Consider the following 26,165-nt stretch of genomic DNA (forward strand, 5'->3'; position numbering starts at 1 on the left):
GTTCGGCCGCTTTGGTGGAATCTTTCGAATTTGCAGGGATCTCAAGCTTATTCTGTTGCGTAACCGAGGCTACAACCGAAACGGGGCGTCGATGCCCGCGACCATCCGAAAATGCCCGGTGAGCGGATCGGCATTTCGGATCATGAGGACGACACATGGCAGGAGAGGAGACAGTTATGGCCAGATCCGATTCGATCCAGCTGGATTCCTTCGAGTTGAGCATGGGCGAGATAAAGGACGCCGATCTCGACGCGCTGCATGCGCTCTCCCTCTCGGTGGGCTGGCCGCATCGGGCAGAGGACTGGCAGATCGTCCGCGAGCTGGGGCGGGGTATCGTGGCGCATGATGCCATCGGCCGGGTGCTTGGGTCCGCCATGCTATTCGACTTCGCACCGGACTTCAGCATCTTCGGCATGGTCATCACCTCGCCAAGGCTGCAGATGCTCGGAACCGGCCGCTGGATGATGGAGCACATCATCGCCCAAAGCGGATCGCGGGCGCTTGGCCTGAACGCGACCCGGTCGGCCAAACGCCTCTATGAATCGTTTGGATTTCGCGCCGAAAAGATTGTGTATCAGTGCAATGGCGAGGCGGTTCAGCCGCCTGCCGTCCCTCTGCCGTCGGGGGCGTCGCTGCGCTTGATCGAAGAAACCGACCTTACCGAGATCGCTACGCTCGATCTGGCGGCCTATGGTGCCGACCGCAGGCCGGTCTTTGCACGCCTTCTCACGGTTTCGAAGGGAGTGGCATTGATCCGGGACGGGAAGATTGCAGCCTTTTCCCTGTGTCGCCGGTTCGGACGCGGTCACGTGATCGGCCCGGTAGTGGCATCCAGGGACGAGGACGCGATCGCCGTGACGCGTCCGCATGTCGCCGATCACGCCGGCAGCTTCCTGCGGCTCGACACGCGCCAGCAGAACGGCGCCTTTCCGCAGTTCCTGATGCAATCGGGATTGCCGATCTACGACACCGTCACCAGCATGTCGCTACGCCGCAACTGGCTGCGCGGCGACGGCAATCCGCCGACGGACGGGCTGCCGTTGACCTATGGGCTAGTCAGCCAGGCGCTCGGGTAGCAGGCACCCATCCGCAACGTTGCCGGCGAGAAATTCTTCGCCGGTTCGAACGAACTCCCGTTCGACGCGTTGAGCGAGGTGCGAATGCTCAAGGAGAAATCTGATGAAAAAGCTCGCTCTCATCGTCGCCGCAGCCTCGCTGGCCATCGCGGCTCCGGCGGCGGATGCCGCATCGGCGCATCGTTCTCATAAACAACCGCAGCAGACGGCGGCCGAACCAAGGGAACGCCTCGGTACACTCTCCTGCCAGGTCGCCGGAGGCGTTGGAATGGTGATCGGCTCCAACAAGTCGGTCGATTGCCTGTTCAAACGCAGCTCTGGACCGGCGGAGCGCTATACCGGGTCCATCGGCAAGCTCGGCCTCGATATCGGCATATCCGGAAAATCCTATCTGAGTTGGGTGGTCTATAACCTACATGCCGCGCGGGCCGGCGATGGCGCTTTGGCCGGCAGTTATGTGGGCGCGTCTGCGGGCGCTGCCGTCGGTGTCGGTCTGGGCGCCAATGCCCTTGTTGGCGGCAATTCAAAGAACTTCGGCCTGCAGCCGTTAAGCGGCGAGGCGGGGACAGGGCTGAACGTCGCCGCCGGCGTCTCGCGGCTGCAATTGCGTCCCGTCATGCGATAGCATCCTATAGCAGATCGGAAATCTTTTCTCGCCGCGCGCCTCGGACTGCGCGCGGCGGCTGTGGAAGAGGTCGTACACCACGTCAGAAACGGGTAAAATCATCGCGCCCTCACTCTCCAGATTCCTTCCAATAGGCTGGGACCTTGCTTACTAAGCATCCGTGACTATATTGGCCGGGCGCTCGGCTGCGTCTGTTTAGGTCGAGATAGCTCTTGGCTGCAATAGCTGCCTTCACCCGGCATTTGGCTTGCCGGTGGACTTTGGAAGGAGAAATTTCATGTCCATTACTCCCAGCGACCTCAATAGCTCGAAAGCATCGGTCGTTCCTCATTCTGAAATCGGTACTGCCGTCAGGCGTTCCCGCGAGGCGATCGGATACACGATCGACGATCTTTCCGAGACCTGTGGTCTCACCAGCGAGGAGATCGCCGAAATCGAGCTCGGTGCCGATACCGATCCGGCAAAACTTCGGCGGATCGCCGCGGCCTTGCAGGTTGCTCCCTCAACCTTTCTGGTCATGTGAAGATGCGGCGCACCCGTTCGGGTGCGCCACCTCCCGATTGTTTGGTGAAGCCCCCATCGCTCCAAGGGCGACCGGGCCGATATGATGACCTCGTCCCCGGCCCATCCATTGCCCTCCTTTTTGACGATCTACGCGATTTTGCCCCGCTGCCACAAAAGGGCGTTCAAAGCGGGCTTGTGCGCCTTGTCAGGTCCGCCTGCATCTGTTCGAGAAGCTGCCCGATCATCTGCTTGAATTCGTCCGTTGCCAGGCTCTCCGGGTAGGAGACCGCGACGCCGATAATCTCCCCACTGTCGGGGTCACGCATGGCGATACCCTGCGAGCAAGCGCCCGGCATGGTTTCGTTGCAAGAATAGGAGCGGCTCGTTTCCCGTATCGTTTGAATGAGATGCTCGAGCGCCATATGGCTGAGCGGGCTGTTCGGCGATACGAAAGGCAGCGGATCAGCGATACGGCGTCGCCACTCCTCATCGCTTAGCAAAGCCAGCATGGCGCGGCCGCTGGAGGTCGCATGCGGCGGCACGCGATAGCCCGGGATGGTTGAAATTGCCAGCGGGCTGGAGCCGCGGACGATACGCAGCACGACCATGTCGGTACCGTCGAATACAGTAATGTAGCCCGTATGCCCGCCGACCCGGCAGATATCTTCCAATCGTTTCTGGATCATATCCAGGAAGTTGTGATTGGTGCGACAGATTTGTCCGAGTTCGAAGAGCCGGAGGCCGGGGGAGTATAATCTGCGCGTCGGCTCGAATTCCAGAATTCCGCTCTCTCGCAATGTGCGCATGACACGGGAGATCGTCGCTTTCGGGCGCCCAAGTCGGCGCGTCAGTTCGGCCTGCGTCAGAGCTGGCTCTTTCAGCGAAAAGCAAGCCAGAATGGCGACGGCATCCTCAAGGGAGCTCATTGGTCGATCCTCGAAGGCGAGGGATCATCGTTCCATTATTGGAACACAATGTCAAATATGAGACTTAGACTGGACTTTACAACCAAAAGCTCGTAAAATATACAAATCTAGAGCGAAAGTTAGCGGCTTGACACGCATTAGGCGAATGGCTTCTTTCAGAATAAGATATGTAAAATAGTGTTACGGCCCTAATTGAGCCAAAATAAATGTCTCTGTGTGGCGGGAATTATTTGGAAAGCACTGTATCACGGTTGTGCAGATTCGCTGAATAGGGCGGGTTTGGTGCCCAATTTTTAGGAAATTTTGGCATGCGGCAGATGAACAAAAGCTTTCGCGCCGGCATCAATAGCGGCAACATCGTTGCAGCCACTCCCGTTGATGTTTCCACCCATCCTCAACAGCATTTGACGACACCGGAAGATGCCTTGGTCGGTGGATTGGGGGATTTCATTGTCGAGACCGATACCGCAACGACCAGGCACGGTGAGGTCAAGCGCGCCGCGGCACGCGTGAACAGCACGAGGATCGAGCGAATCGGCAGGGTCACCGCCAGGCGTTTTCGCGAAATGCTAGAAATTGGCGCTGATCCGACGGGCGCCGACGTCCCCGGCTTTGCGCCGGTCCAGATCGCCATCCGAGCCAGTGGCGACTATCTTGTCGTCGATACCATCGAAAAGGCCATCGAGTGCCTGACGGAGCTCTGGCCGGGCCGAAAGGGCGAGGCCTTCGAGGAGGCTCTCCAGGCTTGCATCGACGGGATCAATCACCGGATTCCGCCGGAAGACGTCCGACAAGCCTTCATCAATGCCGCCAATGAGGCAGGCATCCGCATTCTTCTCTGACACCCAGCCGTCTTTTCCGATCGGGGAAGGGCAGGTCCACGCGTTATAGTGACGGACGCGTGCAGATCGTCAATTGTCCTGACGCATGCAGGACATGGGTTTGGCCGCCGAGCAGGGGAAGTTTCCTCCAAGAGGAGGCCCGACCATTGCTCCGAGCAATTGACCGGACCTCCCGCCATCGCAATTTGGCGGTTGCGACAGCGGCCCAGATGTGAACCGCCTATGGCGGGCAGTCCATGCCGGAAACGACAGCAGAGGTCTGATTGCGTCCGGTGGACCAGATCCGCACCCTTGGATATTGACCGGCCTGTCGATATCGCTGCGCGAACCGAAGCATGGCACGGCTTATCGACAGCCGAAATATTCCAGGCTTGGTGATCCAACCATTACGGGGCGAAACGCTGATTGTGTGTTCAGGCGGGCGATTCTTAAACCCGACGATCAAAGTGACTGAGGGGAGGCTCAACGACCCAAAAAAGTGGTCCGCCCCGTTGAGCCTCCGGCTACTGCGACTCTTGATCCGCAACAGCCAGGCAAGCCTGACGACCGAGGCAAGGCCGGTCTATTTGAAAAGCGACAGCACCAGCCCGATGACGTCAGAATATGGGCCGGTCGCCGCAAATGGCGGAGCTTTGGAAAAATACGATGCCGCTGGAGAAGCTCAAATCCCGGATCCAGCGCCTTGCTCAAATCGCAATTGCGGTTTCCTCTTTTGCGGTGCGGATCACCATCATGGTCACGAAGCGCAAGGCGGCCTTCATTGCACCTTGACGAAGGCTTATGTGCCCTTCCTCGTCCCAGAGCCAATTCGAGGCCGGATCTGTCGCCTCGACCGGTATTCCCGATTCGTTCTCTTCGTGTTGTTTGGCGGCAAATCAACGCGATTCTCTCTGATCGCCCGCCCGGCGCGACACAAAATGTCTGAAAGAGAACATTGCGAAGCAGCGCGATGAAGAACAGCGCAGCACGGTTGCGGAATATCAAATCAGTGATCGCTCTATAAGTACAGCAACCAGTATTTTTCAATACAAATTGCGACACGACTATACAGATAAAACATCCATGGTGAAAATATTTATTCGAATGTTCGTATTTACACATATAATCAAGTCTATATTATGGCCGCGACGTCAACTTGCTGAAGTTGCATGTTAATCCGTGAATACCTTGAGGAGAATATAGAATGTTTAAGCTACTTGGATCTGCTGCATTCCTTGCCGCAATCGGTCTGGCGAATGCGGGCTATGCCGCGGATCTCTCGGTTTCGACTCCTCCGCAGGCACCGATTGAATCGCCGGTCTTCACATGGACCGGTTTCTACGTCGGTGTGAACGGTGGCGGCGCCTTTGGGGGCAAGGATGATTTTGGACTGCATTCCGGCGATGTCTTTCTCGGCAAGTTCGGCAAGCTCGAGGGGTCCGGTTTCTTCGGCGGTGGCCAGATCGGCTACAACTACCAGGTCGATCAGAACTGGGTGATCGGTCTCGAAACCGATTTCCAGGGTGGCAACATTCGCGACTCCCTCAGCAACGATGGCGCACACGCAACCTCGAAGGTCAATTGGTTCGGCACTCTGCGGCCGCGCGTCGGCTATGCCTATGACAACACGCTGTTCTACGGCACCGGCGGTCTTGCCTATGGCCACATCGACTACAAGGCCTCACTCGAGGGCGTGGGCAGTTTCGATGAAAGCAAAACCAAAGCCGGCTGGGTACTCGGCGCCGGCGTCGAGCACGCCTTCACGGATCATCTGACCGCGAAGCTCGAGTACCAGTATGTGGACTTTGGAAAGTTCAATGCAGGGGGAGATGATCTTTGGAGCAAGGCAACCGTCGACTTCCACAGCATCCGCGTGGGGTTGAACTATAAGTTCTGACAAGTGGCTCGTCTTAGAGAGAGGACAGTAACATGGCGTTGATCAATATTGATCTCATCAATAACGGTACGACTACCATCGACAGCAGCAATGCTGGCACCAGTTCCGATACCATTCAGCTCGGACTTGTCTCCAACGGCACCGTGATTGTCGATGGTGTCGATGTAACCCTCAGCAGCCTGGTCGGCGGTGGCGTGATCACGAGCACGACGATCGAGGCCATCAATGGCGCAAACGTAACGATCGATGCCGGCCTGGCGGGTGTCGCGGCCGGTTCGACCTTCACCTATGCTATCGGCGCCAACTCCAGCATCGAAGTCGATGCAAGCCTGGTCAACGTTGGCTTGCTGAACGGTGTGACCGTCGACTTCGCAGATGCCAATGGCACGGGCACCTTCATCTACGATTCCGGCCTGATCAACTTGAACCTTTCGACACCGCCGAATGTCATCAACGTTCAAACGGGCGACAAGATCGAGGTCGTGGGGTCCAACTATATCGGACAGGTCGGCAATACCGTGACCTTCTATACGGACGCGCTGCATCTGCTGCCCGTCGGCTCTTATACGATACCCGCCGGCGTTACCTATACATATGATGGCGGCACCGATACGCTCACCTTCACGAGTTGCTTCCTGCGCGGTACGCTCATCCGGACGCCCGAAGGGGATGTGCCTGTCGAGGATCTGCGCGTCGGCGATCTTGTCGTGACCCACAAGGGGGTTTCGGAAATCAAGTGGGTCGGCCGGCGGCGGATCGATCCCAAGGCCGTCGACAAGCCGCGCGATACATTGCCGGTGCGCATGAAGGCGGGTTCGATTGCGGAGAATGTGCCGGAGCGCGATCTTTTCATCTCTCCGGATCATTGCATGTTCCTCGAGGAAGCGCTCATCCCAGCGAAATTCCTCATCAACGGGACCACGATCACGCAGGAAACCGGTCTCGCTCCCTTCGAGTATTATCATATCGAACTGGAGCAGCACAGCGTCGTTCTGGCGGAAGGCGCTCAGACCGAAACCTATCTTGACCTTGGCGGACGCCTGTCCTTCCTGGAACCGGGCATCCTGCGCTTCGGCGCGAATTCGGCGACGCGCACCTGGAATGACTGGTGCTATCCGCCGGTCTATGCCGGTCCGGTTCTGGAAAAGGCGCGTGATCTCCTCAACGCACGCGCCGAGGAGCTGGGCTACATCATCGAAGACGCCAAGGCCTCCTAAGACCGCTGTAACATGGAGCGGACGGCCTTTGGTCGTCCGCTCGATCCGATGAATGGAGGTTCGAGGCGGCGTCCAGCATTCAAGTCTTCGTATAATGGCGAAGCTTTGTTCGGTGTGGCATCCCGCCCGTTTCTTTTGTTACAGGGGCCTGGGAGTGGTGAATGCGTTCTGAAGGTGTTGGATCACCCTATTCACTCGATGCCTCCGGCATCGACGAAAAATCTCTAGTTGAAAAATTTGCCGGCAAGTCCGTCTTTTACGACGGTGTTTTCAAGGGCGACTACAGCCTTGCGATCGTCAATCGACACGTCGCGCGCGCACTGATCAATCTCGGCGTCAATCTGGTCTGCCACACACCCGAACATGATTGGCAGACCGATGCCCGCCTCGTCGCTTCGCCGGATATTCTGCATCATATGCGCGAGGACTATCCTGCCAACGAGCGTTTCGACATCCATTTGAGGAACACCTGGCCGCCGGCGACCCATGATATGCTTGGTGACGTCAACGCCTATATCGCCTTCGCATGGGAAGAGCTCGAGTTTCCGCAATATCTCGTCGACAGCTTCAACCGTGACCTCGATCTCGTCATGGTAACGGCAAACTTCATCAAGGAAGGCTTCATCCGTTCCGGAGTGACGATTCCGATCGAAGTCATCGGCGCCGGCTGTGACCATATCTCCAAGGCCAGCAGTCAGTTGCCGCCCCGGCTGCCGGACAATGGGCGCAAACGTATCCTGCATGTGTCCTCCTGCTTCCCGCGCAAAGGCATCGACGTTCTGGTCGAGGCCTTTCTGCGCAGTTTTCGGCGGGATGATCCGGTGGAGCTGGTGATCAAGACTTTTGCCAATCCGGACACCATCCTGCCATCCGTGCTGGCGCAAGTGCAGGATAGGCTCGCCGACGCGGCACCGATCACCGTTATCGACCAGTTTTATGACGAAGAGCAGCTTCGCGCTCTATATCGTTCTTCCGCCATGGTGGTGGCGCCCAGTCGGGGCGAGGGGTTCGGCCTGCCTTTGGCCGAGGCGATGTTGCTCGATGTTCCCGTTGTGACGACCAATTACAGCGGCCATCTCGATTTCTGCCGACCCGAGACGGCCTGGCTGGTGGATTATCACATGGCGGCATCGCAGGCGCATGTGGCCGGTTCCTACAGCATGTGGGCGGAGCCGTCCGTCGAACATCTGGGTTTGCAGATGCGGGCGGTGCTCGACCATCCCAAGGAAGCGCAGGCGCGCAGCGCTCAGGCACAGAAGCTGCTCGCCCATCATTTCACCTGGCATCTGGTGGCGGTCCGTGCCCTGGCAGCCTTGGCCAAGCCCGCGCGTCTTGCCGCCGAGGCCAAGCTCGACTGGACGCTGGATGTCGTTTCCTCCTGGCAGCAGCAATGCGGCATCGCCACCTATTCGCAGCATCTTTATTCGCAGCCGGCCTTTGCGAACAAGGTGGATCACATCTTTGCGCGCCGCATCATGAACGATGCCCTGCCGGAACAGGCACCCGAGGAGGCCGATGCCTCGCCTCGCGGCATATCGCGCCTCTGGGGCTATGATCTCGCATCCCTGAAGCGGTTTGCCGGGCGATTGGAGCAGGGGCACGCGGATGTCTTGTGGATGCAGCATCATCCCGGCCATTTTTCGACTCCGGACATGGAGTTGCTGGCGCAGGTCCTGCCATCGACGAAATATCGGCTGCGCGCCCTGACGATGCATAGCGTAAAAGAGGCGATGCGTGGTGGTTCGTTGCGATGGACGAAGGCCTTCGACATCGTCTTCGTGCATTCGGCCGAAGATGCCGGAACGCTGTCGGCGGCGGGACATCCGAATGCGGTTGTCATTCCGCATGGCGTCCTTCTGGAGCCGAAGAATGCACCGAGGCCGGATCAGTCGCATTTTACGATCGGCTCCTTCGGTTTCCTGATGCCGCACAAGAATATCGATCGTCTCGTCCTCGCCTTCGCCGAAGCGCACAGCTACGATCCGCGCCTGCGGTTGAAGCTGCTCAACTGCATGGTGACCAATGATGAATCGCGCGCGGCGCGGGCAACCGTGGAAAACCTGATCGAATATCTCGGGCTTTCGGACTATGTGACCGCGCGCTTCGATTTCATTCCGGAGGAAGAACTGCGCCGCGAGCTCATGAGCTGCGATTTGCTTTCCTTCCTTTACGGCCATTCCACCGAAACGGCGACAGGTGCAGCCCGCATCGCGATGAGCGTGAACAGGCCGCTCTTGTGTTCCCGCTCGCCGGTGCTGCGCGACATGTGGCCAATCAGCCATGTCGTCAAAAGCACCGAGGTCGAATGCATTGCCGAGGCTCTGCTGAGCCTCGCCCAGAACCCGCTGCTGCTGCAGATGCGCGATAACGAACGCATCCAGGCAGCCGAATGGTATTCCTATCCGCGCACCGCCGCGCGGCATGTTGTTGCGATCGAACAAATGTTAGGGGGCAATATTGACAGTCGCCGAGTTGCATAGACAGCCCTTGAACGTCCTTCCCAGGGACATCTTCTCCTTGCCGGCCGAATCCTTCGTTGATGCCTGGGCAAAGGCATTGGATCTGACGGAAAGCGATCTGACGCCGGACGACAGGCTTTCGCTTGCGGATGCCATTCGGGGCGGCACCAATCGACTGCGTGTCGTCGATGCCTTGAAGGCGCGACGCCCCGTGCCGTCAGCGCTCAACGAACGCTCCGGCATTCAGGCGCTGCGCCGGGAGCCGGATCAGTTCGCCATATTGGAGAACTTCATCCGGTTCGCGCCAGGCGATGATCCAACCTTTCTGCGCTATGCCTTTTCGCGCATCTGCGGCCGTGATCCGTCATCGGCGGAGCGTCTTGGATTGGAATTCGACCTGCGACGCGGGGTCACGACGCGAGCAGCCGTGGTCAAGAAGATCGTCGCTCTCGCCCGTCGCGATGGCCAGACAGCCTTCTGGGACACGCTGCTACCCGAGGAGGAGAACGAGGTTCGCGGTGGCCTGGATTCATCCAACGCCCGAATTACGCCGGCTGGCATGTCGGTCAGCATGGAAGGACAGCCAACGGCGATCTTTGTGCGCGAGGTCGAAAATGTCGGATGGATGATCGCGCCTGACCTGCTGCGTCAACCGCTTCAGATCCAAAATGGCAACTGGAATGTACATTCCGGCTGGCTCCTGACCGGTCCCAAACGCAGCTTCGCGGAAGGGGAGTGGCTGTTGGACCTGGATCTAATCCAGGCGGCGAATGCCAAGCTGGATGTCGAAGTGGTGGCGAATTCCGGCCTGGATTTCCTGCAACATCTCACTTTGACGGGCTCGTTTTCGGGAACGCTGTCCATTGCCATCAAACGCGAGCACCGGTTCATCGAACTGCGTATACGGGTGCACGAGCGTAGCCCGGAGGATTCCTGGCTGCGCCCTCGCAACATTTCCATGCGGCAAGCGTCATGAGGCGAGAACTCCGATTGGCAACCACACTCCTGCGCGTCGGCCAGACGGCGGAGCCCGCATCCGATATCACGATCAATGCGCTGGAGGCCGCCGACGCCGCCCGCGACCGTCGCGACTGGGCCAATGCGGCGTTCTATTATCATGAGGCGCTCGAGCAGGATCCAGCGCGGTCGCCTCTGTTCGTCCAGCTTGGTCACGCCTATAAGGAGCTCGGGGATTATGACGCAGCGTTGGAGGCTTATCGGCACTTCCTCGACAGGGAGCCGCACGACGCCGACATCCATCTGCAGCTCGGCCATCTCCATAACCGGATGAACGATCCGGAGGCGGCGCTCGAGTGGTATAATCGCGCGCAAGCCTTGGCGCCGGACGATGCCGAGATCGCCCGGCATGTCGATGTGGCGGGCCTGCGCCTGTCTCGCTTCGGTATTGAGCGCAAGCGGCAAAAGGCCCTGGAACTCGTGCAGTCGGGCCAGTGGCAACAGGCGCGGGATATCCTGCGCAATTTGGTCGCCGTCGACGGGGAGATCGACCTGATCGCCGTTTACGCGAATGTGACCAAGGAGGCCGGAGATTTTGAGGAAGCGCTACAGCTCTACGAAGTCTATCGCGACTATGCCCAGGCCAACGATCCGAAATCTCTCGGCGATGTCGAGATACAGCTCGGACATCTCTATAAGGTCAAGCGCGATCTGAGTTCCGCCTTGCAGCATTATATTCGCGCCCGAGATGCCGAATTCCGCCTCTACGGTCATATCGCCGCAAACTCCATCCCCGAGCGCGAAATTCAGGCATGCATGGGTGAAATCTATACCTGCTTCTGGCGGGCGGACTGACAAGCATGGCCGGCGAAAGCCGGCCATTTCTCATCGAGATCAGCCATTATCATGGTCTCGTATTGCGGTCAGCAGCAGCCAGCCAAGCAGATAGGCGAGGCTTGTCGCGAGGAAGACGACCAAAATGTTCTTGAGCGCCAAGGGCAGCTCGGCCTCGTCAGGCAAATGCGGCGGCACCACCACTTCGAGATAGAGCTGTTGCCGGCGCGCGTCGGCTCTCGCCACTTCGAGTGCATCGAGAGCGGTGACCAGCGACTTGTTGGCGAATTCCCGCATCAGCGCCAAGCTCTCGTAATCCGCTATTCTCGGAGCGATCGAGCTGTCGGTCCCGACCATCTTGCCGCGCTCCGTTTCGATCTGCTGTTCGAGCGCGGTGATCTGGCTGGTCAGGTACGGTATCGAATTGCTATCCGGCGCGGTCTTGCGCGTTTGCTCGAGACGAGCGCGTGTCGTCGCCAGTTGGGCGGAGAGCTGAGTGATGAGTTCGACCATCGAAGTGGAACTGGCGTTCGGATCGATCATCAGTTCCTTGTTGCGAAAGATCGTGATCTTTTTCTGCGTATCGATAACCTGCTGCTGCGCTTCCTTTACCTCATTATCGGCAAACTGGACGGCGTCGTTGCGGGCTCGATCGTTCATGCGCAGGAGCAAATTGCCGCCAAGCGCAATCAGCGTGTTGTTCAGATCGTAGGCATCATGGGCGTGAAAGGCGGTGGTGCGCAAGACTGTAATGCCGGTCGTGTCGTTATGGATGACGTCGACGCGGCCGGAGTAGTAGCGATAGAGTTCCTCCTCGCTATTGTTCTCCCAGAAGCGCGGATAACGCATCAGCCAATCGGCCTGCGGACTCCCGAAAATCGCCCGTACGGGCAGTTGCTCGCCGAGCTCCTTCAGCGCTTCGCGAGACCGCATATATTCCTGAACGGAGAAGGTATCGTCCTGCGAGCGGGTTATGCCGCTATTCTGGAGCAGGGAACCGAAGGCGTTCGAAGAGGGCGGCGCGGCCATGCGAACGACGAAAGACGATTCCGAGACGAAGATGGGGGCTGCGAAAAACGCATAATAGACACTCGTCGCCAAGGTCGGAACCAGGACGACAAGCCCGAAAATATAGCGCTGCATGGAGCGCTTTCGGCGCTTGCCGGGTCTTGCCTGCCCAAAGGCTATCGGCGCGATCTCTCGATTGAAGGGCCGCCGACGCTGCTTTTCGGCGGGTTCGGCGGTCCGCGCTTCCGGAGTTATGAGAGCCATGGCAGCACCTTTCCATTTGATTGCTTGCGCACGCGGCCGGACATAGGCCCACGATGTGCCGTAATTGTCCGAAGCTGGCGTAAAGAACATTGAGCGGCGCGCCTCCGCCGGTATCGTGAAACAGCCCGCCGGCATTGGACGGGTGACGACAGGGAGGCCGACGCGTGAATCGGATGCAAAGTGAAGCTCATGGTCATGGGCAATTCGTCACCGGATTGAAAATCCAGGCTCGCGTTCTCGGCGCCATGATCATGCGCGAAGTGGTCTCGCGCTACGGCCGAGAGAATATCGGCTTTCTTTGGCTTCTCCTTGAGCCGATGATCCTGACCGGAGGCGTCATGCTGATGTGGACGCTCCTGAAGCATGAGGCGCATGGGCTCACGCTCGTCGCTTTCGTTCTCAGCGGATATATGCCGCTGACACTCTGGCGTCACGTGACCGGCCATGCCGTCTCCTGCCTTCGACAGAACTTGCCCTTGATGTATCACCGCCAGATTCGCCTGCCCGATGCGCTCATTTCCAGAGGACTTCTCGAAGTCGGTGGCACGACGGCGGCCCTGGTCGTCGTCTACACCATCGTACGGCTCGCCGGCTTCATGGAGCCCTACAAGGATATGGGCCTGTTGCTGGCGGGCTGGCTGTTCATGGCGTGGTTCTCCTTTTCCGTGGGCCTGATCTTCGCTGCCGCGTCCGAACGCTTCGAGTTCGTGGAGAAGCTGGTTCAACCAATGCAATATCTCATGCTGCCGATTTCCGGCATGTTCTTCATGGTCGCCTGGTTGCCGAGCGGTGCGCAGAAGCTCGCGCTTTATGTCCCGCTCGTTCATTGCTTCGAGATGTTCCGCGCCGGCGTATTCGGGGATACTGTGAAGGTCTATTATGACGTCGGCTACCTTCTCAAGAGCTGCCTCTTCACCACCGCCATAGGACTTTACCTGGTCAACCTCGCACGCCATCATGTGAAGTTCGAATAGAGCTTCCGGGCTCGCATGCCGGGTCGCATCACTGCTTGGCATAATGTTGCACCTGATTCTGGAATTCGAATGAGCGCAGCAGCGTTTCTCGCAGCTCCTTGCGATTGGTCAGGGCGTAGTGATTGAGGAATGTCAGGGCTGATTCCGGTTCTCTTCCCAGTATCCAGCGAAAAGCGGCAACGACATCATGCGATTCGATCGGATCGCCCAGAGGACTATGGCCGGGATTCTGGATCTTTGCGTAGAGATAGGGCAGGGCGCCGTGCAGGATATCGAGACTGAACCGCTGCAGGTTCGGCTTCGACAAGGCGGTCTTGCAGAACGCATCCATCAGACCGGAGTAATTGGTGAGCGTCGAGACAAGATCGCACGAGCGCGCCAGACCTTTGAAACCACCATTGGCGTGGAAGTTTACCGCCGTTTCCTTCCAGATATCCGCGGCGTAGTGCATTGGCGCCGGGCCGTACAGAGCCGCATCATCAGAATAAAGGGGACCTGACGGCGTCAGTACGCGACTGTTTTTGATGCGCGCAAGGCAGAAGTCGATCAGCATGCGGCAGATCGGATAGCGCATCTGCCAGCGGCAGAAGTCCAGCATGTAGGTATTGCTGTCGATCAGGGTCCCACGATAGTCGGCGGTGGGCGGGACATCGAGGAAGATGACATTCGTCTTCGGCAATTGCGATGTCAGGAAGTCGCAGAATTCCTGCAGGGCACGGGTTACCAGCTCCCAGAATTCGCCACTGCCGAAAGGAACGACCTTGAAAAGGCTGAAGGCCTCCAACTGCTGGTTCGGTCGGGCATCGAGCAGTTCGTATGGAACCGTCAGCAGGCTTTTTCTATAACGCATGACAGACACCCGCGACGTGCGGGAGAAGTCGACCACAAGCGTCTGGGGAGCGGCCTCTTTCAGCCTTTCACGGAAGCCCCTCCGAGCCTCGAACAGCAGCTTCTTTTTGATGGGCTCGGGCCAGCTCTCGATGCCTTTGATGCTGACAGGCTTCTCCTCCATGAAGCTGGCAACGTTTATTCCATAGCAGAAGAAACCAACCCTGCTTTCAGGAAAGGCATATTTTACGAATTCCTCACTTGGGCATGAGCCATAATAGGCGATGACGCTCATGCGATTGACCCGTTCATTTGAGTGATCCCCCGATCAAATGCCTGTAAACCACCGCTCCCGATGAACCCCGACGGAGTTGATGATCAGACGGCGGCCTCCTTCACGCTGTTAGGCTTGGCTTTCGACTTGACCGCCTTCTCGGACGCCTCTGCCTTTGCTGGCGCGGCCTGTTTCGCCACGAGCTCCACGCCAAAGGCCTGAACACGCTCGCGCACCTGGCTGAAGCGATCTTCGTGAACCGCGAGAATGTTGGCGACCTTGCCGATGGAAAAATCGATATCGAGCTCGGACGGCGTATTCACGCGGGTGAGCTGATCGCGGTGACTGCTCCAGATATTGTAGCCTCGTTCGGTCAGTTGCCGGAAAATGGCGCCGGGCGTCGTCTTCGACAGAACGGCGAGCATGTCGCGGTTGATCTCCATCAGCAATGTCGGCTTGTGCGCGGCGATGGTCTGCTGCGCTCCCTGGAGGAACAGGCCTTCCGCTCCTTCGATGTCCACTTTCATGGCATCCGGCCGCATATCTCCGATGACCCGATCGAGCGTTTCGACCTTTGCGACCCGACCGATATTCTTGTCGCGACTATCGGTGACAAGCCGTGTCGCGCCGGCATTGTTGGTGTCCTCGGCATCGTTGAGCTGCAGCTCTCCGGGCGTATCGGCAAGGGCAAGCTGCCGGACGCTGACGTGATCCGCCCAGCCGTTTTCATGGATGGAGCGGTTGAAGAGATCCCATAGTTTCGGCAGTGGCTCGAAGGCGACTATCTTGCCCTTGAAGGAAGGGCGCGCCGCCACCGAAAGCGAATAATAGCCGACATTGCCGCCGACATCGATGAACTGCCCATCGTCCGGTACGATCGACTTGATGAGGCCGATGTCGAATTTCTCATATTCGCCGCTCATGATCCCGAAGGAGATATGATATTGCCGGAGATCCAGATACAATTTGAAATTGTATTTCGTCTCGAAAAGCACGACGATCGTTTTCGGAATGAAATTGTTGAAAAGCAGTTCGCCGTGGCGATTGTGAAATTCCGCCGAGGTCAGGAAGCGCCTGCGATGCTCCTCCAGCGGGATATCCGTGAGCTGAAGAAGATTGCGCGCAATGGCATCCCGTTCGTCTTCGTTGAGCGAACGACCGAGGATGAACTTATAGCAATTTTCAATGTCGTAATAACTGGTCACGTTGCTGGCCCTTCCTCCTGTTGGCGATGTCAAAACGGTCTGTTCCCTTATGTGGACATCGCCTTTTGCTGATGTGATATTTGTGTTCACGAGATTGCTCCGATTGGCATGGTTAGGGCGCGGCGCGGGGCACGCTGCGCGGAATAGCGGCGGGCGGCGACGTCGCTTTCGATCAAGGCCTCGAGGTCGCCGAAATGCATGTCCCAACGGTGTGCGACGCTGCCCCTGTTGCGTCGCGGCGGTGAAGTCGTGATCGCATCCACCGCCGCGCGCCAGTTGAGGCCATCGAGCGGGTCGAGAAAGATGGCATCATCTATCCCAGCCGCCTCGCGATGCGATGCGATATTGGAGGCGATGACTGGCGTGCGCAGCGCCAGAGCTTCGGTGATCGGCATGCCGTATCCCTCGGCGAAGGAAGGCGCGAGCAGCGCCGCGGCGCCGGAAACGAGCCGTGCAAGAGCGGCATCTTCCAGCCCCGGCACTTCGATCACCAGCCCCGGCAAGGCAGGGCAGCGCTCGAGCATTGCCAGTATGTGGCTGTTCTCCCATCCTCTCTTGCCGACGATGACGAGGCGAGGCGCCTTCGGCCCATCGCGCTCCGCCAGATATTGCCAGAGACGCAGCAGCAATATGTGGTTCTTGCGCGGCTCGATGGTGCCGAGCGTGACGAAATAGGGGGTCCGTGGTCGCGCCATGTCCTGTGGGCTGTCCAGGAAGCACTGTTCGACACCAGGCGGCAGCACGGCAATCGAGGGCGGCGTCCTATTGCGTTCCTGGGCATAGGTGCGAAGGGCGCGGGCGGTCACCTGAGAATTGCAGAGGACGAGTGCGGCATGCTGAAGCACCGTATCCATCCTGCGGCGATGCCGCTCCGGCTCCTCGGGCCGGACGAACTCCGGATGGGAAAGCGGGATCAGGTCGTGCACGTAGAATATGCCGTTTCGCCCAGTTTCCTTGAGCCAGGAAAATGCCGAGGTCCGCTCCAGCCTGCTGTGGGACACATGCATGAAGGAGGTGCCATGCGGCACTCTCGGCCGATCGGCGAAATGGGTGGTCACCATATGGGCGAATTTGCGCAGCTTGTGCGAACGGCTTTTGCCGCCCTGCATGGCCGTATCCGCCTGCCAGTGAATTTTGCCGTCGATGGCGGCGAATATCTTTTCCAGAAGCGCGGCCTGGGAGACGGACAGTTCCGTCGTAGCCCAGCGGTTGTTGAGAGTGGAAATCAGCTTGTCCGCCCGATCCGTCCCCACCGACACCGCGCCACGATAACCGGTCTCGATGAAGGGCGGAGTTTCCATAAGCTGCAGCGCATCCGATGACGCGGTCCGCTTCCGCCGTTCGTTGAGCCACAGCGCATAGTGGAGCTCGTAGCGATCAATACCGGTCGGTGTCGGGCAATGCGCCCGCTCCACAAGCCGGGAAATATCCATGACAACAGCATTCATCGCAGTCTTTTCACTCCGGACATATGGATCAGATGCGCAAGCCAACGGCGTTTGGATGGGTTGGGGGCTATGCCCTGGCGTGCGCGATACAGTTCGGCAACGACGTCCTCCACCTCGCAAGGCAGATCGGCGATATTCGACCAGTAGCTCGGGTAGAGAATGAGCGTGCCGGCCACGAGCGCATCGAGACTAAGAAGCCGCTTGCGCCGAAGCGAAACGACCGCATCGTTGGTCAGGCCCCAGCCGGCATAGAATGGCAGGCCGTAGCACCATACCGGCCGCTCCCTGAGGAGCGCCTCGAAGCCGATCTGCGAGGTCGCCACATGGACCTCGTCGACGGTGTTAAGAAGCTCGTTCAGATCGACATTTCCAACAATGAGGTCGGCAGTGCCGTGCCGCCGCCGGATGTCGGAATGATGGATGGAATTGGCGGCGAGCAGATCCGGATGCTGCTTGTAGATGATGAAGGCTTCAGGACGCGACCGCCGCACCGCTCTCAGCAACTCGCCATCGGAATCGTGACTTGCCATGCCGAGCTTGAGAGATGCGTCGTTCGGAACCTGACCCGCCACCAGAACGATGCTGCGCCCGTCCGCTTGTGCGCGATAGTCGGGCGATGATTGCGCCGGTAAATTATATTTGGTGATGCCCATCGCGACGATCGCCTGGCGAAGCCTCTTGGCCCGTTCAAGCAGCGCGGCGTCGAATTCGGCGGTTCGCAGAATAGTCTCAAGCCCGCTCGGCTTGGAAGCGTCGAAATAGATCCCCTCCCTGTCGAAGCAGAGGGATGACGGCGGGATGAGCGCCGTGCCGAGGCCGGCGGAGCGAATGAAACCATCTTCGACCCGGACGATCTGCCGTCTTCTTCCCTGCTTCCACAGAGTGCTTTCATCGGGTGACGCGCCGTTGCCCCACAACACGATCTTGTCTGCCCGCTGGATCTGGGCGACCGTCGGCCTGCGGGAAAACTGGATCCGTGAGGAGGGGCCGGACAGATAGCGCTTGAGAACGGAGCGCTTATGCAGGGAGAAATTGACGCAGAGATAATTGCCGGAAAGCGAGGCGGCGCGATGGCGCCATTGCAACAGCCGTTCGATCGCTTGTTCCGCCGCAATCGGCTCGCGCGTCACCGGATCGACATAGAGCGAATATTGAAGAAGCATCGCGTGAGCGAGTTCGTCGATATCGACGCTGCGGGTACGGCGGGCACGGGCGGCCGTTGCGACGGGGCCGGTCGCCCGATCCTCCGTCAGGCCCCAACCGGCATAGGCAGGCATGCCGAAGGTGACGACGGTCATGCCGCGCAACAAGGCGTCCAGGCCGAGCTGGCTCGAGACAGTCCAGACCTCGTCGACACTATCCAGGGCCGAATGCGGAGAGATGGCACCGTCGATGAGCTGCACATGGTTTTCATGTGCATGCGATGCAAGATAGCCTTTCGCGCGGCCGGCAACCACGTCGGGATGGCTTTTGATGATGATATCCGCATTGCTCTCGGCGCGCGCCGCGCGCCACATGGCCTCGAAGGTTCCGGCATCGGCGCCCGAGCCGGCAACGGAGTGATCGCCCACCACCTGGTCCACCAGAAGGATACGCTTGCGACGGGTACGGCGAAGCGGGATGCCGCTCTCGGGCAGGTGATTATATTTAGAAAGCCGCTCCCGGACGATCCACTCGCGCAGCATCCTTGCGCGTGCGAGATCCGCGCCGGCCGCGCCAGCTTGCAGCAATGTTTCCAGTCGCGACGGCGTGCGAGCGGAGAAATGAATGCCAAGATCATCGGCGACCAGGGATACGGAAGGAGCTCCGGCCTTGCCAAGGCCGACGGAGCGCAGAAAACCGTCCTCCAGGGTCCAGTAGGGGAGCGCGCGCATTTGCGCATAGCGATGCGCAAGACGCGCAAGCGGCTTGTGACCCCAGCCGACCACACCATCGGCGGTCCCCCTCGCAAGTTCGATCGGACGAAGCGATGCGCAAAGCGTCGGACCGATCAGCGGGAAGCGCAGGCGCGTCGGCAGGAATACGAGCAATCGGGCATCCGCGGGTGGGAGCCAGGGCGCGCGCCGATCCGGCTCCGCCGGCGGGAGCCGCTTCTCGTCGGGAAAAATCGTGAAATCCGAAAACATCCGCAAATCCCCCGACCCCAACTACGATCTGCCTGGAACGCCGACATCCGGCTGGTCCAGCAAAATGGCCTGGTCCGGGCGCAGGAAGACGACTGGCTTCGCATCATTGGAAGGAAATTGCAGCGCGATACGCTCGACGACACGCTCGGCGGTGCCCTCGACATAGTTGCGGAGATAGAAGCTGCCATTGATCAGGCTCAGCCGGTACATGTGGCGAATGAATTGCAGCACCCGCTCCTTTTGCGGTGCGACCGGATTCTGCCAGAAGTCGTCTATGGCGGAGGCCGACAGGACATCGGTCTTGGGCAATGTCGCCAACCCTTCGGCACCGTAAAAGGTGTCGCCGAGCGCCAGTAGCGGCTTTCCGTGATTGAGCGCGAGCAGGCCGGATGTGCTGTTGACGGTGACGAGGCCGAGCGAATGGCGGATCAGAAGGCCGATCGATCCATCGTCGAGGACGTGCACGCGCTCCTCGCATTTGCTGAGCAGGGCCAGCTGTTTCACGAAGGGCCGATAGCTCTTGTGGCCGCGATCCATGGGATGGATCTTGAAAACCAGATGATGCTTCGCATCGGCGCCTCGGGCGAAGGATCTGACCGTCTCGATGATCAGCCGCTCCATCGTCCAGCCGCGACCGTTGCTGAGAAGCTGCTGGTCGTCATGGACCTGCAGGGCGACGACGAAATAGCGACCTTCGAGGTTTTCGATGAGATCGACCGTCAGATTGTTGTTTCTCGGATAGTAGCGCAGCTTGCGATAGAAATTGCGCGCCCAGAGGATCGTTTCCGAGGTGATGGCACGATCGCGATGATGTTCGTTGCCGAAAAAGAAGGGAGCTCCCAGCGCTTTCGCGACGTAATAGACGACGCCGTCCATCGCCATCGAGCGGAAGAGGTTGCCCCTGACCATTTCCGCCGGCTCCAGCGGTATGTCTGTATCGGCATCCGTCGGTATCTCGGTGCGCAGCGGCGAACGGGCATTGTTCCCGCCCCATTCGCAGGAAATGAAATGAGGGCGGGCATAGCCTTCCTCGAAGCAGAGCACCGGTATGCCCAGCCGGCCCGCGACATCGATGGCCTTGCGGTGGTAAGGGCGGCAGTCGCCGAAGAGAACGATCACCAGAGGCGCGCCCCGCTCGATGAAGGCTTTCAGCCAATCGGCCCAGGCATCGGTTGAACCGCAGAAATTCAACGCGCCCTTGCGATGGGAGAACAGCCAGTCGCCGCCGTTGAAATTGACCTTCAGCGTGTCGTAGCCACGGGTGGACAGGGTCTTGGCGAGCGTATCGAAGAAAGGACCGACCGGCCCCTGCAGGAGAAGAACGAGGGGTTTGGCCGCCGACGCTCTGCCAATGGGCACGCGGGTCCGGTCGACCGACCTGAAGCTCTTGTGATCGCGCAGATTGACGAAATTGCTGCCACGGTCAGAGATACCTCCGAACTTTCCCATTCCGAATTCCTTGAACAGCAATGCAGGAGCAGCGGCGAAGTAATTGGCATTTATTGCCGCCACATTCCGCCCGCGCCATACCGATCACGCCGCCAAAGTATTAATTGCGACAGGAGGCTAGGTATTTGAATTCATAAGGAGAAAAACGCTGCCGTCTGAGAAATATATTTGACTTTAGAAAGATATATGGGAATCTTTCGCGCAACGGCATGTCTTGTTTGGCGCTGTACAGGCGTCAGAGACGATGAGGCGACATATGCGAGATGGGAGGCTCTCTAACGTCTTGGTGATGGCTCCGAAAAACTACGGATATGTCTTCTCTATTCTCTATGAGAGAGATTTGGTGACACTCAAATGGCCCGCATAGAGAACAACAAGGAGTTCACCGACTTCGTCACGCTCGTGAATATGCGCGCGTCGGTTACCGAAACCCGCGGGCGTTTGAGTTGGGCGGTGGCATTGGCGCGGCGGCTGCGATCGAATCTGTTGCTGCTGCTCATGGTCGTGATTCCCGGATTGCTCGGGGCCGGCTATTACGCCTTCATCTGCTCCGATCAATATATCTCCGAGACGCAATTCGTGGTTCGCAGTCCCAACCGCAACGCGGCGGGATTGCTGAGCGGCTTCCTGCAAAGCACCGGCTTCGTGCGCGCACAGGACGACAGCTATATTGTCAGCGAATTCATCAAGTCGCGCGCCGCTGTCGATGAACTGGCCGAGAAAAACGGGCTGAAGGAGATCCTGTCGCGTCCGGAGGCGGATTTCCTCAATCGCTATCCCCTTCCATGGCACGAGGCGAACAACGAGGAACTGTTCCAGCACTACAAGGATTTCGTCAGTGTCGAAACCAATAGCGGCAGTGGTGTAACGACGCTCGAAGTCTATGCTTTCCGGGCAGAGGATGCCTATAACCTGGCAAACGCGCTGGTTCAGCATGCCGAGGAACTGATCAACCGCCTCAATGATCGGGCGCGGCAGGATGCCATCCGCTATACTCAGGTCGAGATGGCCGACAGCGAGGCGCGGCTGGCGGCGATGCAGAAGCGGCTGACGGATTTCCGCAACCGGGAAACGCTGATTGATCCAAGCAAACAGTCCGCCGCGGCACTCGACCTGATCGCCAGGCTCTCCGACGACGTCGCCGACAACAAGGCGCGGCTCGCCGCGCTCGAGGCTCAAGCGCCCCAAAGCCCGCAAGTGGAAGCGTTAAGGACGCGCGTCACCGCGATGGAGCGGCAGGTCAGTGACGAACGGGCGCGGATCGTGGGGAGCGACAGCTCCATGGCGCCGCGCATCGCTCAATATGAACAGCTTTTGCTGGAAAGGGAAATGGCGGCCAAGATGCTTTCATCGGCGACCACGTCGCTGGAAAATGCCAAGATCGATGCGCAGCGCCAGCAGCTCTATCTCGAGCGAATTGCCAATCCGAACCTACCCGACCATCCTCTCTATCCCAAACGGATCAGGTCCTTCCTGTTGTTCCTGGCCATATGCGGAGCCTGCTACTGGATCGTCCGGTTCTTCATCAATCAAGTTCTTGAACACGCGGCGTCGCAATGAACAGCATTCCGGCCAGCCTCGCAGAATTTACACCGCCGAAGGAGCCGAAGCGTGACGACTCCGAGGGCATCGTCGGTGTGTTCGACCTCGTCAAGGAGTACGAGGTCAATGGACGCATGCGTCGCGTGTTGGATGGCATCAGCTTCAAGATCGCGCGGGGAGAGAAGATTGCCGTTCTCGGCCATAACGGCGCCGGTAAATCCACGCTGGTGCGCCTGATCGCCGGGATAGAGGAACCGACGTCCGGCAGGGTCGTCCGCAGCATGTCCATGTCCTGGCCGATTGCGCTGAGCGGCGGCTTCGGCGGCTCGATGACCGGCTTCGACTGCATGCGGTTTCTATCGCGCATCTACGACAAGCCCTTCGACGAGATCAGGGACGTGGTGGAGGATTTCAGCGACCTCGGCAAATATCTGCGCATGCCGCTCAAGACCTATTCGTCGGGCATGCGGGCGCGATTAGCCTTTGGCATGTCGCTCGCCATCGATTTCGATTGCTATCTTATCGACGAGGTGATCGCCGTCGGCGACAAGCGCTTTCAGACGCGCTCGTTCCAGGAGCTTTTCGTGAAGCGGAAGGATCGCTCGATGATCGTCGTCGGGCATAACTTAAATGTGATCGGCGACATCTGCACCTCAGCCCTGGTTTTGAAAAACGGCCGCGGGCGTGTATTCGACGATATCGAATATGCATTTCGCATCTATTCGACCTTGTGATCGAATCGTTTCGGGAATGATCGACGTTCAAAACAGGGCCTGGTGGTTAAGGCCTTCGTGCATTTTCCCACAATGACACAATAACGGTCCGCCGATGGTTATCGGTCGAATGGCGATGCGTCGGCAATGGAAGTTCATTTGCGCGGCACACAAGCTGTTCATGATCGATTTCAATTGATTCTTCTAAATTAGAATAACTTAAATAATTTGGCATTATGAACTGTTGCTCAAGGCAAGTCTTGTCTACGGAGCGCGACTCTAGGGATGTATCTTGATCAATCGGTCGATAACTGGTCACGATGCAGATTTGATCTTGTAATTTAGCAGTTCATTCTGCAACCATAAACACTTGTCCGCGATATGAACTCAAAGCGGATAGACGTTTTTTGTCCTATGTCGTCTTAACGAAAAGTTCACGTCTTGCGGGAGCGTCGGGGTGGCGCAAATCTGTATAAGATTGTCATTATATGTACTGTTCGGACGAAATATGCTGTGCTAATTTAACTGCGCTTAATGTAATTTAAGCTGAATGATTATGCCGCGTTAGGACGAATGAAGGAGTGCGCCTATGGCCTCACCCTTAAATGGAATGCGCGAAATCTGGCCTAAATGAAAATCGAGTGCTTGCAGATGTTGGGGTGCAACTATAGATTTTGAGTAGGGTGGCAGATGACTATGTTGGGAAGAGTTGTCGAGCAATGCGTAGGCACCTTTGAGGTGTATTCTCGTGATGCGATTGTTCGCAATCTCGATGTTCTTGAACCGAATTGGAAATGGGCGGTGCCGTCCGATTCCACTGGGGATTATTCGTTTAAATTCAGCAAGCAGCCGCTGCAGTCGGCATCCATCGTCAGTGCCGAGCACTCCGGTGGGCTTGAGGGTGTGGGCAAGCATGACATGCCTCGCGTCAGCATCGTTTTCGTCCTGGCGGGAGAGGTCGAGGTGCAGGACCGGCGGACACGCAAGACGGTGCGCATTTCCGCCAATAGTGTCGCAAGCATCAGCGACCGGATGGGAAAACGGCTCGAGATCAAGCCACGGAGCTCCTGGTTGATGTTTCAGGTGCCGGAAGCGGTGCTGCGACAGCATTTCGAAGAGCTGACCGGCCGGCCATATGTGCAGGAATTCGCCCTGTCTCCGGTGAGTTTTCGCCAGGGTGGCGCGCAGGGTCTTTATCAGACTTTGCGGCAAGCCGAAAAAGACCTGACGTCGGCTCGGCCGGCGGAAAGGGTGATGCTGGCAAAGGCTTATAATGAGCTGGTGCTGGTCAAGCTTTTCGCCAAGCTGCCGCATAATCTGTCCGATGCCTTCAGTCGCGGCGCATTGGAAACGGCGCCCCGCCAGCTCCTGCGGGCCGAAGCCTTCATGCGCGACAATCTGCACAATGCGATCATGCTGGAAGACCTCGCCAATGCGGCGAGCTGCAGCCCCAGGGCGCTTCAGCGCATGTTCCGGACCTATCGCGGGGACACGCCGATGGGGATATTGTGCAACTATCGGCTTGCAGCCGCACATGGTGCTATCAAAGGTGGTCAGGCTGAGAGTATAACTGATCTCGCGATGAGTCTGCAGTTCTCGAATCCGGGACGTTTCTCGGTTTTGTACAAGCATGCATATGGTTTCAGTCCCTCGTCGATCCTCCGCTTTACACGGGAACGGAGCGATGAGGCGGGAACGGCATGATGCTTCATTTGCGCTAATACAACTACAATCGCCTTGTGCCGTTCAGGATGGGTAATGCAGCTAAAAGTTGGGATTTTTTTTGTTCTCGCATGCTTTTTGACAGGCTGCGCGTTACCTGAGTCTGGTCCAAAGACCGCACGGGTTCTGGAGGAGGCGTCCAAACAGGCCGCCCCCCCATTTGCATTGATCGACGTCACGTCGCAGTCGATGGTCAGAAATATGGAACGGCCGCGGCCAAGCCTCGCCGGCTATTTTGGGCAAGGGCCGCGCGATCCTGGTTTGCGAATCGCCGTGGGAGACGTGGTCTCGGTTAGTCTCTGGGAGGCGCCGCCAGGCAGCCTGTTCGGGACGGCTGCCAGCGTTTCCGGCCAACAACAGGCGACCGGAAGTTCGGTGACCATTCCGCCTCAAGTCGTCAGCAGCGACAAGACGATCGGCATTCCCTATGTGGGCCGCATCAATGCGGTCGGTCGCACGCCGGCGCAGGTGGAAAGCCTGGTGGTTGCCGCACTGGCCGGAAAGGCGGTGCAGCCGCAGGCGCTGGTGACCGTGCAACAGAGCACGGCCAACACCGTGACGGTGACCGGTGAAGTGGCTGGCGGCGCGCGGGTGACGCTGTCGCCGGCGGGCGACCGTATATTGGATGTGATCGCAATGGCGGGTGGCTTGCGTGCCGGCGTCAACGAGAGCGTCGTCTATTTGACGCGCAAGGGCGCGACGATGGCGATGCCCTTCGACGCGATCGTGCAGTCGCCGCGCGACAATATCAGACTGCGTCCGGAGGACGTCGTGACGGTGGTGCGCGAACCGAAGACCTATACGATCCTTGGTGCTACGGGCCAGAATGGCGAAGTGGCCTTCAGTTCCCAGCGCGTCACCATGTCGAACGCCGTGGCGCGCGCAGGAGGGTTGCTGGACAGCCGCGCCGATGTGGCCGGTGTGTTCCTGCTGCGTTACGAGCCGCTCGACATCGCGCGGCGCATCCTACCGCCGAGCAATCCGCTTCTGCGTAGGGGAGGCGCGGTTCCGCTCGTCTATCGCTTCAATCTGAAGAATGCGTCGACATTGCTGGTCATGCAGAATTTCGAGATTCAGCCGCGCGACGTCATCTACGTTTCCAACGCCAACTCGGTCGACCTGCAGAAGTTCATGGGCATATTCCAGGGTATCAGTTCGCCGGCGCTGTCGGCCACGTCGATTGGCATAAGCGCAGCCGCAGTGAATTGATGAAGACGCGTGGTATTCGGTTCGCGCATGAAGGAGGTAAAATGCGTGTAGGAGCGGAAAGGGGCTATCGGTATGATGTTAGGCTTG

General features: G+C 58.6%; 22 protein-coding genes. 15 read left to right on the forward strand and 7 right to left on the reverse strand.

Annotation, left to right across the window (positions count from 1 at the left end):
* The first annotated feature begins 176 nt into the window (after positions 1-176).
* The 3 genes from FHX11_RS10960 (at position 177) to FHX11_RS10970 (ending at position 2,224) form a co-directional block, all read left to right on the forward strand.
* Positions 177-1,076, forward strand: a complete 900-nt coding sequence (locus FHX11_RS10960) for a GNAT family N-acetyltransferase (RefSeq protein WP_184357651.1) — start codon at positions 177-179, stop codon at positions 1,074-1,076.
* Positions 1,077-1,179: 103 nt separating this feature from the next.
* On the forward strand, positions 1,180-1,701 hold the full coding sequence (locus FHX11_RS10965; protein WP_184357652.1) for a DUF992 domain-containing protein: 522 nt from the start codon (positions 1,180-1,182) through the stop codon (positions 1,699-1,701).
* 277 nt (positions 1,702-1,978) lie between these two features.
* Positions 1,979-2,224 carry a helix-turn-helix domain-containing protein gene (locus FHX11_RS10970; protein ID WP_184357653.1) on the forward strand — a complete coding sequence of 82 codons (246 nt, stop codon included), beginning with the start codon at positions 1,979-1,981 and terminating at the stop codon, positions 2,222-2,224.
* 163 nt (positions 2,225-2,387) lie between these two features.
* Here FHX11_RS10970 and FHX11_RS10975 read toward each other — a convergent pair whose 3' ends face one another.
* Complete coding sequence (locus FHX11_RS10975; protein WP_184357654.1) at positions 2,388-3,131, reverse strand: IclR family transcriptional regulator; 744 nt, start codon at positions 3,129-3,131, stop codon at positions 2,388-2,390.
* Between the two features lie 308 nt (positions 3,132-3,439).
* On the opposite strand from FHX11_RS10975, the gene FHX11_RS10980 reads away from it, so the two are divergent.
* From FHX11_RS10980 to FHX11_RS11010, 7 genes are all read left to right on the forward strand, one after another.
* Positions 3,440-3,973 (forward strand): DUF982 domain-containing protein, encoded by a 534-nt coding sequence (locus FHX11_RS10980; protein ID WP_184357655.1) that lies wholly within the window; start codon positions 3,440-3,442, stop codon positions 3,971-3,973.
* A 335-nt stretch (positions 3,974-4,308) separates the two neighbouring features.
* Entirely contained in the window at positions 4,309-4,926 is a 618-nt protein-coding gene (locus FHX11_RS10985) for a hypothetical protein (protein ID WP_184357656.1), read from the forward strand.
* A gap of 230 nt (positions 4,927-5,156) precedes the next feature.
* Positions 5,157-5,849 (forward strand): outer membrane protein, encoded by a 693-nt coding sequence (locus FHX11_RS10990; RefSeq protein WP_184357657.1) that lies wholly within the window; start codon positions 5,157-5,159, stop codon positions 5,847-5,849.
* Positions 5,850-5,881: 32 nt separating this feature from the next.
* Positions 5,882-7,066 (forward strand): Hint domain-containing protein, encoded by a 1,185-nt coding sequence (locus FHX11_RS10995; RefSeq protein WP_184357658.1) that lies wholly within the window; start codon positions 5,882-5,884, stop codon positions 7,064-7,066.
* A 161-nt stretch (positions 7,067-7,227) separates the two neighbouring features.
* The gene (locus tag FHX11_RS11000) at positions 7,228-9,546 is read left to right on the forward strand and encodes a glycosyltransferase (protein WP_184357659.1); all 2,319 of its coding nucleotides are present in this window, start codon (positions 7,228-7,230) and stop codon (positions 9,544-9,546) included.
* A gap of 190 nt (positions 9,547-9,736) precedes the next feature.
* A complete protein-coding gene (locus tag FHX11_RS11005) occupies positions 9,737-10,501 on the forward strand; it encodes a hypothetical protein (RefSeq protein ID WP_348649698.1) in 765 nt (254 codons plus the stop codon).
* Between the two features lie 14 nt (positions 10,502-10,515).
* Complete coding sequence (locus FHX11_RS11010) at positions 10,516-11,337, forward strand: tetratricopeptide repeat protein (RefSeq protein WP_246780956.1); 822 nt, start codon at positions 10,516-10,518, stop codon at positions 11,335-11,337.
* Between the two features lie 39 nt (positions 11,338-11,376).
* On the opposite strand, the gene FHX11_RS11015 is transcribed toward FHX11_RS11010, so the two are convergent.
* Entirely contained in the window at positions 11,377-12,588 is a 1,212-nt protein-coding gene (locus FHX11_RS11015; RefSeq protein WP_184357662.1) for a capsule biosynthesis protein, read from the reverse strand.
* Positions 12,589-12,761: 173 nt separating this feature from the next.
* Here FHX11_RS11015 and FHX11_RS11020 point away from each other — a divergent pair, with 173 nt between their 5' ends.
* Complete coding sequence (locus FHX11_RS11020) at positions 12,762-13,562, forward strand: ABC transporter permease (RefSeq protein ID WP_210292417.1); 801 nt, start codon at positions 12,762-12,764, stop codon at positions 13,560-13,562.
* Between the two features lie 28 nt (positions 13,563-13,590).
* Here FHX11_RS11020 and FHX11_RS11025 read toward each other — a convergent pair whose 3' ends face one another.
* The 5 genes from FHX11_RS11025 to FHX11_RS11045 form a co-directional block, all read right to left on the reverse strand.
* A complete protein-coding gene (locus FHX11_RS11025; protein WP_184357664.1) occupies positions 13,591-14,685 on the reverse strand; it encodes a DUF6270 domain-containing protein in 1,095 nt (364 codons plus the stop codon).
* An 83-nt stretch (positions 14,686-14,768) separates the two neighbouring features.
* Positions 14,769-15,869 (reverse strand): FkbM family methyltransferase, encoded by a 1,101-nt coding sequence (locus FHX11_RS11030; RefSeq protein ID WP_184357665.1) that lies wholly within the window; start codon positions 15,867-15,869, stop codon positions 14,769-14,771.
* An 86-nt stretch (positions 15,870-15,955) separates the two neighbouring features.
* A complete protein-coding gene (locus FHX11_RS11035; protein ID WP_184357666.1) occupies positions 15,956-17,317 on the reverse strand; it encodes a glycosyltransferase family 1 protein in 1,362 nt (453 codons plus the stop codon).
* Positions 17,314-19,443 (reverse strand): capsular polysaccharide biosynthesis protein, encoded by a 2,130-nt coding sequence (locus FHX11_RS11040; protein WP_184357667.1) that lies wholly within the window; start codon positions 19,441-19,443, stop codon positions 17,314-17,316. The genes FHX11_RS11035 and FHX11_RS11040 overlap by 4 nt, the downstream gene beginning before the upstream one ends.
* A gap of 21 nt (positions 19,444-19,464) precedes the next feature.
* Positions 19,465-20,892 (reverse strand): capsular biosynthesis protein, encoded by a 1,428-nt coding sequence (locus FHX11_RS11045; protein WP_184357668.1) that lies wholly within the window; start codon positions 20,890-20,892, stop codon positions 19,465-19,467.
* Between the two features lie 354 nt (positions 20,893-21,246).
* On the opposite strand from FHX11_RS11045, the gene FHX11_RS11050 reads away from it, so the two are divergent.
* The 4 genes from FHX11_RS11050 to FHX11_RS11065 all read left to right on the forward strand — a co-directional run bounded on the left by FHX11_RS11050 (position 21,247) and on the right by FHX11_RS11065 (position 26,078).
* Positions 21,247-22,452 (forward strand): Wzz/FepE/Etk N-terminal domain-containing protein, encoded by a 1,206-nt coding sequence (locus FHX11_RS11050; RefSeq protein WP_184357669.1) that lies wholly within the window; start codon positions 21,247-21,249, stop codon positions 22,450-22,452.
* On the forward strand, positions 22,449-23,168 hold the full coding sequence (locus FHX11_RS11055; protein ID WP_281411592.1) for an ATP-binding cassette domain-containing protein: 720 nt from the start codon (positions 22,449-22,451) through the stop codon (positions 23,166-23,168). Before FHX11_RS11050 ends, FHX11_RS11055 begins: the two co-directional genes overlap by 4 nt.
* Before the next feature lie 669 nt (positions 23,169-23,837).
* Complete coding sequence (locus FHX11_RS11060; RefSeq protein ID WP_184357670.1) at positions 23,838-24,851, forward strand: AraC family transcriptional regulator; 1,014 nt, start codon at positions 23,838-23,840, stop codon at positions 24,849-24,851.
* 219 nt (positions 24,852-25,070) lie between these two features.
* Positions 25,071-26,078, forward strand: a complete 1,008-nt coding sequence (locus tag FHX11_RS11065) for a polysaccharide biosynthesis/export family protein (RefSeq protein ID WP_246780957.1) — start codon at positions 25,071-25,073, stop codon at positions 26,076-26,078.
* Positions 26,079-26,165: the final 87 nt, after the last annotated feature.

The sequence above is a fragment of the Rhizobium sp. BK602 genome (assembly GCF_014195095.1).
GTDB lineage: Bacteria > Pseudomonadota > Alphaproteobacteria > Rhizobiales > Rhizobiaceae > Rhizobium.